General features: G+C 69.5%; 7 protein-coding genes. 3 read left to right on the top strand and 4 right to left on the bottom strand.

The genetic code is table 11. The annotated features are described in order from the left end of the window. The first annotated feature begins 174 nt into the window (after window positions 1-174). The 3 genes from ACTMS2_RS28330 (at window position 175) to ACTMS2_RS28320 (ending at window position 8,680) form a co-directional block, all read left to right on the top strand. Entirely contained in the window at window positions 175-6,732 is a 6,558-nt protein-coding gene (locus ACTMS2_RS28330) for a hypothetical protein (RefSeq protein WP_441178115.1), read from the top strand. Next, window positions 6,716-7,504, top strand: coding sequence for a hypothetical protein (locus ACTMS2_RS28325; RefSeq protein WP_441178114.1), 789 nt, complete (start codon window positions 6,716-6,718; stop codon window positions 7,502-7,504). Before ACTMS2_RS28330 ends, ACTMS2_RS28325 begins: the two co-directional genes overlap by 17 nt. 606 nt (window positions 7,505-8,110) lie before the next feature. Then, a complete protein-coding gene (locus ACTMS2_RS28320) occupies window positions 8,111-8,680 on the top strand; it encodes a restriction endonuclease (protein WP_441178113.1) in 570 nt (189 codons plus the stop codon). On the opposite strand, the gene ACTMS2_RS28315 is transcribed toward ACTMS2_RS28320, so the two are convergent. From ACTMS2_RS28315 to ACTMS2_RS28300, 4 genes are all read right to left on the bottom strand, one after another. Next, a complete protein-coding gene (locus tag ACTMS2_RS28315) occupies window positions 8,657-12,241 on the bottom strand; it encodes a CHAT domain-containing protein (RefSeq protein WP_441178112.1) in 3,585 nt (1,194 codons plus the stop codon). The genes ACTMS2_RS28320 and ACTMS2_RS28315 overlap by 24 nt on opposite strands. 114 nt (window positions 12,242-12,355) lie before the next feature. After that, window positions 12,356-12,967 carry a YdeI/OmpD-associated family protein gene (locus tag ACTMS2_RS28310; RefSeq protein WP_441178111.1) on the bottom strand — a complete coding sequence of 204 codons (612 nt, stop codon included), beginning with the start codon at window positions 12,965-12,967 and terminating at the stop codon, window positions 12,356-12,358. A 98-nt stretch (window positions 12,968-13,065) separates the two neighbouring features. Continuing rightward, window positions 13,066-13,713, bottom strand: coding sequence for an NAD(P)H:quinone oxidoreductase (gene wrbA / locus ACTMS2_RS28305; protein WP_441178110.1), 648 nt, complete (start codon window positions 13,711-13,713; stop codon window positions 13,066-13,068). Window positions 13,714-13,762: 49 nt separating this feature from the next. Next, on the bottom strand, window positions 13,763-17,026 hold the full coding sequence (locus tag ACTMS2_RS28300; RefSeq protein ID WP_441178109.1) for a BTAD domain-containing putative transcriptional regulator: 3,264 nt from the start codon (window positions 17,024-17,026) through the stop codon (window positions 13,763-13,765). Window positions 17,027-17,146: the final 120 nt, after the last annotated feature.

Below are 17,146 nucleotides of genomic sequence, written 5' to 3'. Positions count from 1 at the left end.
CACGCCGGATCTTGGATGACTGCACTACGCCTGCCGCAACACGGGTCCTTGCGCTCGGCCTTCCTGGTGGGCGTAACTTAGATCACTACAGGCACTCGATGCCCCGTGCAGGGCGGCAACCATGGGGAGGCTCCCGTTACTGTTCGCGAGTCCCGGGCGGGCGATGACTTTCACATGCTGTGGGCGGCACGTAGGTGTCTCGCGCTGCTCGATCCTCGCTCGGGGCTGCAGCTGGTGCGCCTCGAGGGGATGAATCCTGCAGACGTACCGGACGAGGACGATCAGTTTCTTGGCTGCGACCTCAGCGAGTGTTACGGATCTGACCGGCTAGTCAGTGCTGAGCGCGTCGTGTTGACGCAGCTGAAGTACAGCGTCCTCCATGCGAGTACGCCATGGACAGCTGCTCGGCTGAGTTCCGTGAAGCGGCGTGGTGGCGCCTCGGTCATTAAACGACTGGCCGAGATGTTCGCACGTATCGGCAGAGAGACCGACGCCGAGAAACGTCTAGCCAAGCTGACCATCGCGCTGGTCAGCAACCAGCCAATCGATGCGGGGCTGAGGAGCGCGCTTGCTGCGGCACGTGCTGCGCTAAACGGTCGCAGGCCGGGCACGTACGCTGGGACCGCCTTCACTAGCCTGTCTGCCACCGAGCGGGACCTCCTCGGAAAGCTTCGTCAGGCCAGCGGGCTGTCAAGTGGTGACTTCACCGATTTTGTCCGAGTTCTGGACGTAGACGGCTGCGGGTCTGGAAGCCGCCTGCTGCAGCGGCTTGAGCTCGGCAAGGAACTGTCTGCCCTGGCTCCCGATGGGGTGCAGGCAACACCCAATCTGGTGCAGCTGATGTACAGCTGCATGATGCCGGAGGCTGCGGGGCAGGCTGGGCTTCGTGCCCACGACCTGCTCGTAGCGTTGGGCGCCAGTGGCACCAGAAGCTTGTTCCCTTTCCCCCCACGGATCACTGAGCCCGCAATGCGCGTGCGGACCAGGCAGGCCGAACGGTTGGCGGAGGCGGTGGCCGCCGACACCACCCGCAGGCTGCTGGCCCACGGCCAGCCGGGGGTGGGGAAGACAACCACGGTGGCCAGACTCGAGGAGCAGCTACCGGTCGGGTCGGTATTGGTCGCCTACGACTGCTACGCGGCCGGGGATTACCAGAATCCGGCGGAGGCACGTCATTCCTCCCGCGCCGTTGTGCAAATCATCAACGACATAGCTCTCCGGACCGGGACCCTTCCACTCGTGGTGCGCGACGCTCTGCTCGATGAAGGGTCGTTGTGGCAACAGTTTCAGGACCGGGTGGCGGTCGCGGCAGGCACATTGCCGGCCGGTGCCGTGTTGGTCATGGTGATCGATGCCGCCGATAACTCTGTCACGGCTGCTCACCGGCTCGGCGAAAGATCGTTCGTTCATCGACTGTGGCGGATCACATTGCCGGACAACGTCCGCCTCGTGATGACAGCACGCAGTGCACGCCGCACCGACGTGCTCAGAGGAACGGACGACTTGAGCATCGGCGAGGTCAACATTCCGGCATTCGACCTAGCGGCGAGCAGCGACATGCTCCGGGCTACCTATCCTGCGGCCTCAGATGACCATTGCGCGGCATTCCACCACCGTAGCCGTGGGTTCGCCCGGGTGCAGGCCTATGCGCTCGGTGCCGGCGACATTCCACATGCCGCAGACCCCGGAGGCGTCGATCTTAAACAGGTCATCGAGCGCGCCGGACGCCAACTGTCCGAATTGTTCGACGAGGTTCTAGACACAGCCCTGGCCGCGATCGAGGACCCGGACAAGCGACGGGCGCAAATCGCGGTACTGGCGGCGATGGCCAGGCCAGCCCGGATCTCGACCCTGGCTCAGGTCATGCGTGTAAGGGAAGACAGCATCGACCGGCTGGTTCACGACCTGGCGCCGGGTCTCGTTCTCGGCGATGCCGGAGTTGGGTTCTACGACGAGGACTTCGAGCAGCATGTGCGAGATGTAGTTGATGCAGATGATCTCGCCTCCGCCCATGAGCGGTTCGCGGACTACTTCAGCCCGCGTCGGCATACAGACGAGGAGGCCGCGCGACTGCTCGGCGAGCACTTGTTTAACGCCGGACGAGGACACCACCTGGTCGACCTCATCCTTGACGAGGGCGTACCAACCGCGATAACCGACGGCCTTCTCCGGGCGCAGACCTTCCGTAGCAGTATCAGTCTCGCCCTGCGCTCGATCGCACAGCCAGCTGACCCAGACACGCCAAGTAACGTCACCGCCCCGGCGGACATCGTCCGGCTGGTTCTCGCCGCTGCGGATGCGGCGCGAACGGACTCGAGCCACATCGACACCGTGCGAGCGGCTCCGGAACTAGCCGTCTTGAACAGCAGCCCGTCCGCGATCGCCGCGATCTTGATGCGCGAAGACAGCCAGCCATGGCGAGGCAAACTGCATATGCGTGCCGCCGCTGTCCTCGCCGCCTGCGGGCGACGGGACGAGGCAGCCGAACAACTGGCGATGGCCAAGGCGTGGCTGCGGGCCTGGGCGCGTCAGGCAGACGCTGGTCGGTCTCAATTCGGCGCTTCAGATGTGGCACGGGCGGCGGTCGCCGCGTTCTTGCTAGAAGGCGTCGAGTCAGGGCTGCGGCTGGTGGCGGGATGGCGTCCGCTGGATTTCGTCGAGCGGGTCACGACGGAGTTTCTAAAGTTGGCGCCCCGACTGGTCCCGGTTAAGGACATCGTTCAGGCGTTGCGGGCGTCCTCGGCCGGCACGTTGTTGCAGGCGCGGGCCGCCGCTGCGTACGTCGTCGCTGGTCAAGTCGTGCCTTCCGTCTGGGTTCGGCAGATATCGGCTCGCCTTGATCGGCTGCCTATGCGGCGGGTGCCCCATCGAACAACGTGGGGTGTCACGTTCTGCGAGCTCGCACTTGCCTCCGGGGTTTCGAGAGCCCGGGTCCGACGGCTGCTGGCACGGCTCGGCCCGCCCGTCCCCAGCCACTTGTCTGACCCCGATGCTCACTCCAAGGTCCGTCGCTACCTTGAGGCGGCTTGTCTTGAGGCAGCAACGCGCGGAAGGAGGGCCGATCCGGAAGCGCTGGCCGCTGAGCTGCACATCGAAGCGGAACGCCAGGACTATGCGGATCGTCAGCGGTCGCTCTTTAGGAGCGCCTGTAGCAGGCTCATTCCGGTGCTGCAGGCACGAGCCGAGTGTCTGGTAGCAGCGGCCACCGGAACAAATCCCGCCACCGCCGTCGACATTGTGATCACAACCGTGCGCCGGGACGTGGAAGCGCTGACACGGCGCTCCTCGTATCCGCAGGATTCACGCAGCGACGGTCAACGGGTGTGGTTCAGCGCTGCGGCCACGGCGGTTGTTGCCGGTATGCGGGCCACGTCACCTCAGAACCGGGAGGCGCAGCAGGAGCCTTCTGGAACGGGTTTGGCCGGGCAGACCCCGGCCGCCGAGCAGCTACAAACGCTTCTTCGCGACCTCTCCCATGCCGCCAGCGTGGTCAACAGCGAAGGAGCGCCGTGGATCTGGATGCGGATGGCCCGTGACATCCTCCCAGTTGCAACCGCCGCGCAGCTAGCAATTGACCTGATCGGTGAGGCAGCGGATGCCTTCGAAGCTGGCACCTTGCCCGCCAGCGAAATCCGTGACCTGCTCCTCGAGGCCGCTGGCGTCGTCCATCAACACGATCCCGAGTTCGCCGCCGATCTGTTCGAGCGGGCGGTGCGGGCCGCCGAAGGAATCGACGCGGACGTCGCCGTGAGACTTCGCACACTGACGCATATAGCTGCCGGAGCTGCGGGAGCTACCGGATCGCTTGCCACGAGCCCGGAGGCGTCGGCCACGCTGGCACGCGCGCTCACAGGTGCACTGGAAGACGCCACTCCCTTCGTCTACGATCCCCGAGAGCACCTGCCCCACCGGTTTGTGCTCGACGTCGCCGCAAAGTTGCACGGCCCGACCGGGCTGGCGACCGCCCTTCGGTGGGCCCAAGAGAACCGGATCGACCTCCGAGACGCCCTGGCAACGGTGCTTCCGCAGATAGCTACAAACCACACCGTCAACCTGGCGAACGCCTTCTGGCTCCTGCGGCTACTGGGCACCAGCGGCACGATCGTGGACGCTGCCGCCCCGATCGTTACAGCCGCCGCATCGGCCGGACCCGGTGGGCGCACCCTGGCCGCGACGCAGCTCGCCGTCTTGGCAGAGTGGGTGGCCCGGGACATCACTCCCGCGCAACGCCGGACCGCGGCCGACGAGCTGTGCAAGCTCGCCGACCGGCTCGGATTCAACGACCTTGCCTGCATCGCCCAGACCCGGCGGCTCTTAGCGGTACTCCGCGAACTCGAGTCACCCATCGACCCCGGATCCACCATCACCAGCAGGAACTGGTCCGGGGCAGGGGATAACGCCGAGGGTGAGGTGACCCTTGCCCGGCAGATGTCATCCGTCGACGAGGATCTCGGAATACTGGATCGCGGATACGTCGGCGATCAAACCGTCGTCGAGTATCTCGTGACCACTGCCAGCGCATGCTTACGCTCCGAAAGGGTTGCGGTGCTCGACCAGCTGGTCGGGCTAGTGGACCGTAACGTTCCCGGAGCAAGCGCCCGTACCATCGCGGTTGCTGTCCGATCGCTGCTGTCGATGTGGCCCACAAGCACACCGGTGCGCTTGTGGGCCCTCCGGCGGCTGCCGACCTTCGTGACCGACCACCTGCCAGAGTTGTTCGCCAGCGGCTCCGATCCGGACGGAGCCTACGTCATCTCAGTGGTTCTTCCCTCCGAGGCGGAGGCACTAACGGCGGCGTTGATCGAAGGGACGGCTGCTCACCTGGAGGGCCTTACGACCGCGCAACTGCACGCCATTTCCCGGATTATGTCCGACGTCCTCCTCGGCCCACAGGCCCGCGCATCGGTCGTCCTTTCAGCGCTCGCGCCACCAGAGGCGCCGCCCGACTCGCCGCTAACGATGAGGGTTGCCCAGGTTCGCGTAGACCGGGAAAATCTCCCCGACCCGCCCGAGGACCAGGTCGGGTTGCTAGCTGCGACCCTGTGGTCCTTGCTGGGTCACGAGGATCGCCGTTATCGGTGGCTGGCAGCACATACGCTCCGGCTTCTGGTCACTCACGGTTCTGGCAGACCGCTGATCCGCTACCTCTGGGATCTTGCGAATCGAGTGATCGCGGGCAGTGCCGACCCGAATGAGAGTAGAAGTAGTTTTCGAGCACTCGACCTGGAGTTCCTGGCGATGTCCGCAGTCCAGTGGCTCCTACTCGTTATCGCGCGGGTAGCTCACGATAAGCCAGATGCGGTGGTGCCCATCGTCGATGAGCTGAGCGAATGCGCTTTGAACACCTCGTCTCCGCACGCCTCGATTCGAGAGCTCGCTCGCCGTGCCGTCCTCGCGGTAGCCGTAGCGTCCGCCGATGCAGTTCCGGCTACTATGGTCGAGCGTCTCCGCTTCGCCAACGCCCCGACGGCATGTAGCGTTGATCGGAATCCTTTGCGTGGCTCTAATCGCACCACTCATACCCGTTTCCATTTTGACACCATGGACACCGTTCCCTACTGGTTCGAGCCGCTCGCTCGCGTCTTCCATAACCTCACCACCGCTGACGTTGCGCGTCACGCTGATGCCTGGATCACCGACCGGTGGGGTCGCTCCAACAATCAAGAGCAAGACCCCTGGCTCAAGCGTAACGCGGACTCATGGGAGCTGACCAGCAACGGCCACGGCAGCATACCGACGATCGAGATACATTCCACCTATTTGGAGTACCACGCCATGCTATGCACGGCCGGCGAATTGGTGGACGCCGGCGCTCAATTGGAGGTGGACTACCGAGGAAGGGATGCCGGCGATCCGTGGGAGGAGTGGTTGGCCTCCTTCATGCCGCAATCGGTTGACGTGTGGCGTGCGGACATGCGCCAAGCCGCCCCACTGCGGCCGATCACGACCGGCGCCTGGGCTAAGGCCACTTCTCGTTTGATCGTTCGCGAGGACCAACCCCGCGAGTCCGCCGGTCTGCACGACTTCGACCCAAAGGCTGCCGTGCAGCAGATGCTGGAGCACCTGCGAGAACTCGATGACGACCCGGAGATGGTCCTCGTCAGTGGGACGATCTCCACCTATAAGCACGAATGGTCGTGCTCTGCCTGGATGACCAGTGCGCTGGTCATCCCTTCCGCCGGACGTTCGCTGCTGCATGCACTTGCCGAGGATCGAGCGCAGCCCCGCACTCTCCCGTTCGCGGGTGCCGGGGTGTCTGCCTGGGATGAGATTGACGCGCCTGGCCTTCGACTTCAGGGCTGGCTGGTAGAAGAGCGTCCAGATCGAGAGGGCATGGACAAGCATGACCCCTTGGCATGCGGCCTCAGCCACCGCCTGACGTTCCCCGCCGGAGACGCCCTTACCGCGATGAGCCTTGTCCCGGACCGGACCCATACCCGTTACACGGAATCGTCTGGCGCCCTCGGCGCACGCCTGCGCTGCTGGGACGAAGAAGACCAGTTCCGCTGGCGCGGGCAGGCCCCACATCAGTCTTCGGGCAACTACCTGGCGATCCGCCGTGACTTGCTCAACGACTTTCTGACTAAGCGTCAGGTCAGCCTCGTGGCTGTCGTGCACGCAAGTCTGTATCGCCGCAGGGAATCAAGACGAGACACTCGGCACGCAGCCACGCGCTACCTGCTGATCCGAGCGGAGGGAACCGAGGAACAACTAGATGCCAAGGCAAAGTGAACACAGCTACGGCGCTAACGCCGCCCCTCCCACCAAAAGCACGCTGGACCCTGGTGCCGAACCTCAGGACGAGGTCGCCTCTCTCCTTGACCGACAAATTCTCGAGCTCGGCAGGCGCATCGTCGATGAACTCGGAGGCGAGCAAGCGTCGCTGCTGTCTCGGTGGGCCGCTTACCGCATTGCTGAACTCATCCACATCGCCGAAACTGCGACCCACCCAGACGCCCAACGCGAAGCCATGGCAGCCTGCACTGAACTCGTCCTACGGATTTGGCAGGAGCGCAGCAACTGGCCCGAGGGCTGGCCGCCTCCGGCGGCCGGCGGGATTCTCGACGCGCTTCGCGAGAGATCACGATGGCAGCGGGCGGCCGTCCCGAACGAACCCGAGAAGTACACATGGACCAGCACCATTCCAGCGATCATCGACTCCCTCGACTACGAACGAACGCTCTGGATGCTTGCCGCTCTCGCCGAACAAGATCCCGACGAGTTGGAGTCGTGGCTTCAACAGGAGGGTGCCACCCTCGGGGCTCAGGAGAGAGAGACGCTGTCGGTGATTAGTGAAGCCGCGAAGGAAGCTCCTACCCGTCTGCGCGCTTTGCTCTTCGAGGATTCCACCGGGAACGCTGGCGGGGCGGCCAAGGGCGACCCAGCCAGCCGCGCTACGACGGTACTTCGGGCGCTTCAAGAGACCACGAGGTCCAGGATCAAGATCGCCCAGCAGGTCGTCATAGCATCAGCTGGAGAAGCTGAGGAGACGGCCAAGCCCTGATCATCAGGAGGGGTCGAGGACGGGGCGGCATGCGCTCCCACGCCGCAGCGCGCCTGCCCATGGTGCTCCGCGGGTGCTCGCCCGCCGTAGACGAGTGAGCTCGTGGTGGACGCCGTGGTGTTCGCATCCAGCGAAGCCTGGGGGAGAGATGATAAAAAAGGGACTAGTCGGACTGGCGGGGACAGGAGTGCATTGATCAACGCCGGCTCTTAATCCGCGGGTTCGGGGTTCGAGTCCCTGGCGGCGCACCAGCAATAAAGGCTCTGGCCTGGTGGTTTCCACCTGGCCGGAGCCTTTTTCGCGTACGTGGGTGGTGGGGGGTCGCTCGGTGGGTGCTCGGGAGTCGTTGGGCCGGGCTGGCGCTGCCGGGGCACGTCGTTGTTCCGTGGAAGCCCGCGCTCATCCTCATTCTGAGGTGGCAGCCCGCACCGGGCCTCAGGCGGAGTGTCGCTGGTCGTGCCAGGACCGGCTTCGGTCTCGGATCCGTGGCGGACTGCTGCCGACAGGGCAGGTGTCGATGTCGATGCCATGTCCGGCTGACCGGGCGGTCGCGCCGGGAGTCGTCCTGTCCTGACTGCGGTGCGGCGCAACGGGTAGCGTTCGCGTGTGATCGAGGATGACTACGCCGTGGTGCGATTTCCGCCGGCCGAGATCACCCCGGCACGGTTCGAGGCCTTCGTCGCCGAGGAGCTGCTGCGATCCGCCGGGCCGGAGGTGGACGACCTCGTGGTCACGCTGCACGACAAGGTCACCGGTCTGGACGGCGGCTACGAGCTGGATGCGACCGTCCGGTACCGGTTCGCGGGCCTGGCGTTCCTGGTGATCGTCGAGGCGAAGCTGCACCGCAATCCGATCAAGCGCGAGCTCGTCCAGGTGCTCTACCAGAAGGTGCAGAGCGTCGGCGCGCACAAGGGCGTCATGGTGGCGACCGCGCCGTACCAGTCCGGGGCGGTCGCTTTCGCGCGGGCCCATGGGATCGCCCTGGTGACGGTCGTGGAGGGCCGGTTCGTGTTCGTACACCGCACGTCGGGGACTGGTGCGCACCCGGCCCTCGTGGCCTATGTCGAGGGTGGCACTACCGGCGGGATGGTGCTGTCGGCCGCGGACGAGGACCATGCGGAGTGCGTGGCGACGCTGGTGCTGGGCCGTAGGTCAGGGGCCGATGTGGATGTGTGACGCCCAGACCGATGGGTTGTCGGGCCAGCGGTCGCGCATGCGCCGGGTGGCGCCGTGCACGGCGGTGGCGATGTCTGCGCCGTCGGCGAGTGCCGCGTAGACGAGTTCGGCGACGTCCACGGCGTGCCGGTCGCCGACCGGCCAGAGCGTGCCGACGACGTGCCGGAAGCCGGCCAGCTGGAACGCTGACGCCAGGTGGATCACCTCGTCGTTCAGTCGGGCGCCGGGCTGCGCGGTGGAGCACGCGGACAGGTATGCCAGTTCGCCGCCGCCGAGCCGCAGCCCGGCCACGTCCACCACGGTGAGCGGCCGGTCGTGGTGGTCGGCGAGGAGGAGCCGGCTGCTCGACGGGTCGTACAGGTCGGTGTAGCCGTGGCAGGCGAAGTGCGCCCACCGCGCCTCGGTCAGGGCGGCGAGCACGACGTCGCGCGTCGCCGCCGTACCGCTGAGGACATCGACGCTGCCGGGGCAGTACTCCTCGACGATCTCCGCCTCCGTCTCCGCGCCGAACAGGTCGGCGGTGCCGCCGGGGGTGTATGGCATCGCCACCACGAGTCCCCGGAGGTTCCGGGTCCGATCCGCGCCGGTGCGGCGGGCGTGGGCAAGGGCTCGCAGCGTCGGCGTGGTGGACGCGATCACCCGGTCATGCACCGTCCGCGGCGCCGCGCCCGAGGCCGTGTCGTGGTGGCCCGCGGCGTGCAGGGGCAGCAGCGTCAGCAGGCCCGCCGGGCACCACCACAGCCGCGGCGGGCGTTGCCCGGCGACCGGCGCCCCGGTGATGCCCAGGTGGTCGAGTACGGGGCCCGCGATGGTGTCCCACAGCCAGCCCAGCGTCCGGCCCAGTTGCTCCTGGCCGCGCGCCCGCTGCCGTGCCGCGTTCGCGTCGATGTCGTCCAACGCGTCCAGGTACGCGAGGACCTCCGTCAGCAGGCCGTCCGGCGTGAGTTCGGGCAGCGCGACGGCGGTGAGGTTGCCGGCGGCCGGCAGGACGACCGCGTAGGAGCCGAACGCCGACACGGTCACGATCACCGCGTGGCCCTCGTCCGGCCGGAGCTGCTCGACCGTTGGCGGACGCAGGAAGTCGCCGAACTCCGGCAGGTCCCGGATGTCCGCGACGAGCCGGTCGAATGCCGCGGCCGCCGTGCGCAGCGCCACGGCGTCGCCCGCCGGGCCGGGTGAGTCGAGCTCCTGGCTCAGCGCCGTGAACCGCTCGGCCGCCTCGGGGTGGCGTTCGGCGAGCGCGGTGAGGTCGGTGCGGCTGTCGAGCGCCTGACTCAGCAGTATGCCGCGTCCCTGCTCGAACAGCTCGACGCCGCGGCCGATCGCACCGGCCCGCACGCACGACGCGACGGCGTCGGCCGCCGTGCCGCCCATGCCGTCGAGCAGGTGTTCCCGGTCGCTGCGGGTGATGTGCCGGGCAACGGTCCGGGCCGTGAGGTCGGCGGCGGCCGCGTACCCCGTCATCGCGTCGGCCCAGCGGCCCGCGGCGGCGGCGAGGCTCGCCTGGAGCGCCGCTGCCGCCGCCCGGAACCGGGTCGGTCCCACCTCCGCGGACGCCGCTTCCCGGGACACGGCGATGGCCTGGTCGAAATCGGCGGGGTCGCCGGTCCGGGTCCAGCGCTGGCGCAGCGTCTGGCCCAGGTTGAGCAGATACGCGGTGTGGTACGGGTGATCGGCCGGCGTCTCGCCGATCGCGGCCCGCACCGCCCGCACCGCCTCGTCGAGGTCGTCCGGCCGGTGCAGGTGCTCGTATCGGCTGCGTAGGGCGAGTGACTCGTTCGACAGTGCGGCGGGCCGGCCCGAATGGCCCGGCGGCAGCGCCCGCACCGCCGACCGGCTCGCGTCGACCGCCTCGTCCAGGTCGGCGACGTCCGCGCCCACCTCGAACCGTGCCCGCAACGCGACGGCGAGATTCGACAGCCGCGTTCCGAGGGCCGTGTGACCGGCCGGCGTCAGCTGGACGGCCGAGCGGCCCGCGTCGATCGCCTCGTCGAGATCCTCGCGTCGGCGCAGCGACTCGTAGCTGATCTGCAGGGCGCCGCAGAGGTTGGCCAGCACGGTCGCCCGCTCGGGACTGGCCGCAGGCGCGGCGAGCGCGGCAAGGCGCAGCGCGTCCAGCGATGCGGCCAGGTCGGCCTGACCGCCCGTCTGCCGGAACCGGGCCAGCAGGGCGGCGCCGAGGTTGCCCAGGAACGCCGACCGGTGCGGGGCGTGCGGCGGCGCGATGTCGACGGCAGTCCGCCCCGCCGCGATCGCCTCGTCGAGGTCGGCGGTTCGGCCGGTGCGCTCGGCCAACGAGCACAGGGTTACGCAAAGCGACGAGAGGCGCGCGGCGCGGCTGGGGTCGGCGGCGAACGTGCCGTCCACGGCCCTGCGGCCGAGCACGGCGGCCTCCTCGATGTCATCCAGCCCACCGGTCACCCGATACCGGCGATTGAGGGCGTTGGCGAGACGCGACTGGTGCCCGGCAAGCTCCGGATCCCCGGCCGGGGTCGCCGCCACCGCCGCGCGGCCGTGGGCGACCGCGTCCTCGATGTCCTCGCTGTGTCCGAGGTGAACGAACCTGCTCAGGAGGAGATCGGCGAGCCGGGACCGGTGTTCGGCCCGCTCGGCGTCGTTGACCGCTGCGGCGAGGGCGGCCCGACGCACCTGGATCGCCTCCTCCAGATCCGCTCGATCGCCGGCGTGGTCGAACCGGGTCTGCAGCAGATCGCTCAACTGCTCCGCCGACCCGGTCCGCGCTCGTTCGATCATCCGGTCCAGCTCGCTGACCTGGTCGCGGAACCGGGCCCGGGCCCGCAGAGCGAGGTCGAGGTTGGCCCGCATTCCGGCGTGCTCCGGATCGTCGGGCCAGCCGGTCACTGCCGCCTGATGTGCCTCGATCGCGGCGTCCAGGTCGGCCTCGCTCGCCAGCTGCTCGAACCGGGTCAGCAGGGCGTTGCCCAGGTTGCTCAGATAGGTTCCGCGCTCGGCGTCGTCGGGTGCGGTGGCGTCGACGGCCGCCCCGGTGAGGTTGATCGCGAACTCCAGGTCGTCCAGGTCGCCTGCGCGTTCGAATCGGGTCAGCAGCATGCTGCCCAGGTTGGTCAGGCTGCGCGCATACTCGGGGTGGTCGGGCTCGGCCAGCGCGACGGCGCGGGTCAGCAGGGCGACGGCCTGGTCCAGGGTTCTCTCGTCAGGACTGGACAGCGTCCGCCCGTACAGCAGTCGGCCGAGCGACGCCAGCGTCGAGGCCGTGTCCGGCTCTGCCGGCGGATGGCGCTCGAACTGCTCGCGGACCACGTCCGGCACCTCATGCCCGCACAGGTACACAGGGGCGAGCAGCTCCAGCGCCACCATCGCCTTTGGCACCGCATCGGCGTTGGCAGCAGCGGAGACCTGGGTCAGCAGCAACAGCCCCGCGGCCTGGGTGACCGGGAGGTCGTCGAGAGGGTCCGGCACCGAGCAGAGTAGGTCGACCAACTCGCCGATCGCCTCCGGCGCGAGTACCGGCTCCGGGGCGCGGGTGGTGAGGTGCCGCTGCACGCGGTCCCGCAGCTGCGCAAGCCGTTGTTCTCTCAACGGTGATACCCCGTCCCAGTGCCCGCTCCACATTGACCGCGGTACCTTACCGTTGCCCTGGTATCCACGCAGAGTGCCCTGCCCGTGCGTGAGGCCTCGAACGAGCGGGTCTGATCACGATGACGGCGAGCGCGGAGGCATGGCCTTCTGCGGATAGATCGTCTCGTGGCGGGCGAGCATGGCGACGAACTCGGCGATCTTCCGCTCGCGGGTCTGTGCCCGCTTGACGGCGTTGAGGCGGTGGATGAGAGCGAACCGGTTGGTCTTGGTGAGGACGTCGAACATGGCCTGGGCGGCGGGCTCGGCGGCGATGGCGGCGAGGAGGTCGGCCGGCACCTCGGCCTCCGACGGCGGGGCGTAGGCGGCCGCCCACCGCCCGTCGGCTTTCGCGGCCTCCACCGCGGCCCGGCCCGCGGGCAGCATCCGCCCCTGGGCTTCCAGCCGGGCCACGTGGGCGACGTTGCGTTGTGACCAGGAACTGCGGGGCCGGCGAGGGGTGAACCGGATCCAGGAGGTCTCCTGGTCCCGTTTGCGGGCCTGCCCGTCGATCCAGCCGAAGCACAGGGCCTCGTCGACCGCCTGCTGCCACGTCAGGCTCGTGACGGTGCCGCCCTTCCTGGTCAGGGCGAGCCAGACGCCGGGCGACGTGGCGTGGTTGGCCGACAACCACGCGCGCAGCGCCTCGGCGTCCGCGACGATCAACTCATCCAGTTCCCCGCTCGCCATGACGGCAGACTAACCGTCGTGCCGGTGCGGCAGCCCTGCCGTCGGCCCGCCCGACTCACCGGGGTCCAACCGACCCATCCCAGCGGTCCGGCGGTCCATCAGGTAGCACCGGGCTGGCCGTCCGCTCGTGCGGCGGCGACGGCGGCTGCCAGGCGGGTGAGGCGTGCGCCCTGGAAGCGGGCCGTCTCGAGGACAGCCTTGGCGTACTCGGGATCCCGGCCGGCGCGGCTCTCCACAAGGCTGACGCCGTACGGGTTTCCGCCAGCGGCGTGCGCCGTGTCGTAGTTGAGGTAGCCCGTGGGCAGGACGATCGCTCCCCAGTGGTGGAAGGTCTGGTAGAGGCTGAGCAGGGTCGCCTCCTGGCCGCCGTGTTCCTCGTAGGTGGCGGTGAAGCCGGTCGCCGGCTTGTCGGCCAGCTCCTCCGCCTGCCACGGGGCGGTCGTGGTGTCGAGGAACTGGCGCAGTTGGGAGGAGACGTTGCCGAAACGGGTCGGCGTGCCGAAGGCGTACCCGTTGGCCCACCGCAGGTCGTCCAGGGTGGCGAGCGGGATGTCGGCGGTGGCGTCGAGGTGGGCCCGCCACTGCGGTTTGGCTTCGACGACGTGCTCCGGTGCCAGCTCCGCCACCCGGCGCAGGCGGACCTCCGCGCCGGCGTCGGCGGCTCCGTCGACGAATGCCTGTGCGAGGCGGTGCACGGTGCCGGTGGCGGAGTAGTAGATGACGGCGATCCTGGCGCGGGTCTGCATGGTTTCCTCCGGGGTCGGCTCGGTTCCCGGTCAACCGTGCCGAGCAGGCTTACCGTTCGCTGACCATCCCCTCACCGCCGCCGCCGAGCGCCTGTTCGTCGAGTTCGAGCTGTGCGCCGCGACTCGTCTCGGCGGCGAGGTCCTCGCCGCCGAGCGCCTCCCGGAGGCGGCGGGTGATGCGCTGGACGTCATGCTGCTCGCCGGGGGGCAGCGGCGCTCCGACGGCCTCGCGCAGCGCCCGGGCCGCACCGAGCAGCCGCGCGGCGGCGCGATGGTCACCGCCGAGGCTGGTGGCCCCGGCCAGGCCCTCGAAGGCCAGGGCGACCGCCCGGTGGTCCCCGGTGGCGCGCGCCGCGTCGAGCGACTCCCGGTGGCGGCGCTCGGCCAGGACGGCATCACCGCGATGCTCCGCGATGAACCCCAACTCGGCCAGCGCGAGCGCGCAGCCCGGCAGGTAGCCGGCGCTGCGGTTCCAGTCGAGCAGGTCCCGCTGCCGGGTCTCGGCGGCGTCGAGGTCGCCCCGCCGTCGCGCGATCATTGCCAGGCCCGTGCCGGCGAAGGCGGCGGCGGAGCGGCTCGACTGTTCCCGCGCGACCTGTAGCGCGCGGTCGTGACTGGCGGCGGCCTCGTCGAGGTCGCCGCGCAACAGGGCGAGCCGGCCGATGCACGCCAGCTGCCGGGACACCGACGTCCACAGCCGCAGGTGTTCGGCGATGCGTAGCGCCTCGCGGTAGTGCGCGGCGGCGCGGTCGTAGTCGCCGTGGATCTCGGCCAGGGTGCCCAACAGGCTCGTCGGATGCACCTGTCCCCAACGGTCGCCCAGCTGCCCGAACAACGACCGGCTGGTCTCGCAGTCGCGCTGCGCGGCGGCCAGGTCGCTGCGGAGTACGACTGCGAGGTCCGCCCGGGTGGCGCAGGCGGCTGCGATGCCCCACCGGTCCCCGTCGGCGCGGAACGCGGCCAGCGCCGCGGCGACCAGGACGCCGGCCTCGTCCGGATCTCCGGAACCGAGCATCATGGACGCGAACAACCACTGCGCGAACGCCCTCTCTGCTCCGTCGGCGTCCTGGTAGGACTTCAGGACCCGTTGCCGGGGGGCGGTCGGGTCCCCGTCGCGGGTGGCGAGAGCGGCCAGCCACATGTCGGCACGCCGCCGCAGCGCGTCCGATGCGAGGTCGTCCTCGCTCCTGGCGACGATGTCCAACGCCGCACGCAGCGACCTGCTCATCTCCCCGTACCGGCCCCGCAGCAGCCGGTACCAGGCCAACGAGGTGGCGAGCGTCAGGCCCACGCCGGCCTGGCCCTCGGCGGCGGCGACGTCGAGGGCCGCCCGCAGGTTCGCGTTCTCGGCGTCGAGTTCGCGTAGCGCAAGACTCTGATCGTGACCACGGAGCCGCCCGGCGGCCCGCTCGGCGAGGCGCGCGAAACACGTGGCGTGCCGGCGACGGGTCGCGGGCAGTTCGCCGGCGCTGTCGAGCTGATCGAGGCCGTAGGCGGTCACCGTCTCCGCCAGCCGGTAGCGTCGCGGACTCTCGCCGTGGCGCACCATGACCAGCGACCGGTCGATCAGCCGCGCCAGCACGTCGAGGACCCCGTCCGAGGCCACCTGCCCGCCCGCGCACACCTGCTCGGCGGCTGCCAGCGTGGCGCCGTCGGCGAAGACCGCCAGCCGGCGCAGCACCGCGCGTTCGGGAGGCGACAGCAGCTCCCAGCTCCAGTCGAGCACGGCGCGGAGGCCCTGCTGGCGGGCGGGCGCGGTACGCCGGCCGGAGGAAAGCAGCCGGAAACGGTCGTCGAGCCGCGCCGCGAGCTCGCCGGGGTCGAGCACGGGCAGCCGGGACGCGGCCAGTTCCAGCGCCAGCGGTACGCCGTCGAGGCGCCGGCAGATGGTGGCGATCGTGTCGGTGTTCCGCTGGTCGACGGTGAACCCTGGCTCGGCGGCGCGGGCGCGGGCCACGAAGAGCCGGACCGCCGGGGCCACGGCGATCTGTTCCGCGTCAGCTCCGGGCTTCGGCAGGGCCAGCGGCGGCACCGGTAGGACGACCTCGCCGGGGATCCCGAGCGGTTCGCGACTCGTCGCCAGGATGCGCAGGCCGGCCGCGGCACCGAGAAGTCTCTCGGCCAGCCGGGCGACCGGCGCCACCACGTGTTCGCAGTTGTCGAGCAGCAACAGCATCCGCCGGTCCCGCAGCGCGGCGAGAAGGCGGTCCATCGGCTCACGCGGTCGGTCACCGGCCAGGCCGTCGTCGCGGATCTCGAGGGTCGCCGCCATCGTGTCGACGATGTCGGTGCAGGTCGTCTCATCGCCGCAGCGCGGCTGGCCGGCCAGCTCGACGAGCCAGACTCCGGCGGGGAAGGTGCCGGCGAGCACGCGGGCGACCTCGAGCGCCAGCCTGCTCTTTCCCACCCCGCCCAAGCCGGTCAGCGTCACCAGCCGCCCGCTCGTCAGCCGCTCCCGTACCGCCTCGACGGTCGTCTCGCGCCCGATCAGTCCGCCGTACGGGCCAGGGGACAGCGGTGCCGGCAGGTTGGTCCGGGCCGGAGCCGTCGGCGGCGCCGAGGGGTGCAGGGCGGGATCCTGGCGCAGGATCGCCCGATGCAGCTCGGCCAACTCCTGCCCGGGATCGATGCCGAGCTCGTCGCGCAGCTGCCGACGGAACCGCTCGTAGGCGGACAGGGCTTCCCGCTGGCGTCCCGAGCCGTACAGGGCGCGCAGGTGGGCGGCCCGTAGCCGCTCCCGCCACGGGTGGCGCGTGACCAGGTCGGCCAGCTCCCCGGCGAGCAGGTGGTGCTCACCGAGATCGAGCCGTGCCTCGGCCAGCTCCTCCAGCGCGGCCAGGCGCTGGTCGTCGAGCCGCTCGGCCGCCTGGCGCACGAACCGCTCGTCACGGAAGTCGGCGTACGGGGAACCGCGCCACAGCGACAGGGCCTCCGTCAGCGCCGCCGCCCGTTCGACCGGTTCCCGCTGCGCGCCCGAACGTGCCAACAGAGCGGCGAAGCGGCCGGCGTCGACCGATTCCGACGACGTCCGCAGCCGGTAGCCGGCGTCGCCGGACTCGACCAGCGCACGGCCACCCGCCTCACCCGCCTCCAGCGCCCGACGCAACTGCGACACCTTGGTCTGGAGCGCCCCGAGCGCGTTGCCCGGCGCCGTGTCACCCCAGAGGTCCTCGATCAGCCGGTCGGCGCTCACCGGCCGTCCCTCATGGACCAGCAGGTCGGCCAGGAGGGCACGGACCTTCAGGCCGGGCACGGGGACGGGTGTGCCGTCCGACGTCCACACCGCGATCTCGCCCAGCACTCCGAACCTCACGGCCTCACACTAGCCAGCCAGCTCTCCCAGCTCCGCGAACGTCCGTCGGCCGCCGGGCCGCCCACCGGGGCTCGGTGCCGGCGTCACCGACGCGTCCGTCAGCCGACGATCAGTCGGCGG

The organism is Micromonospora sp. SD12 (genome assembly GCF_052068495.1).
Taxonomy (GTDB): Bacteria; Actinomycetota; Actinomycetes; order Mycobacteriales; family Micromonosporaceae; genus Micromonospora; species Micromonospora echinofusca.
The sequence above is the reverse complement of the archived record's forward strand: the minus strand, read 5'-3'. Positions and strand labels throughout refer to the sequence as shown.

Bases quoted from the DNA above. Each gene is read 5' to 3' on its own strand.
- ACTMS2_RS28330 (WP_441178115.1), top strand. From the start codon at position 175: ATGCTGTGGGCGGCACGTAGGTGTCTCGCGCTGCTCGATCCTCGCTCG.
- ACTMS2_RS28325 (WP_441178114.1), top strand. From the start codon at position 6,716: ATGCCAAGGCAAAGTGAACACAGCTACGGCGCTAACGCCGCCCCTCCC.
- ACTMS2_RS28310 (WP_441178111.1), bottom strand. From the start codon at position 12,967: ATGGCGAGCGGGGAACTGGATGAGTTGATCGTCGCGGACGCCGAGGCG.
- wrbA (WP_441178110.1), bottom strand. From the start codon at position 13,713: ATGCAGACCCGCGCCAGGATCGCCGTCATCTACTACTCCGCCACCGGC.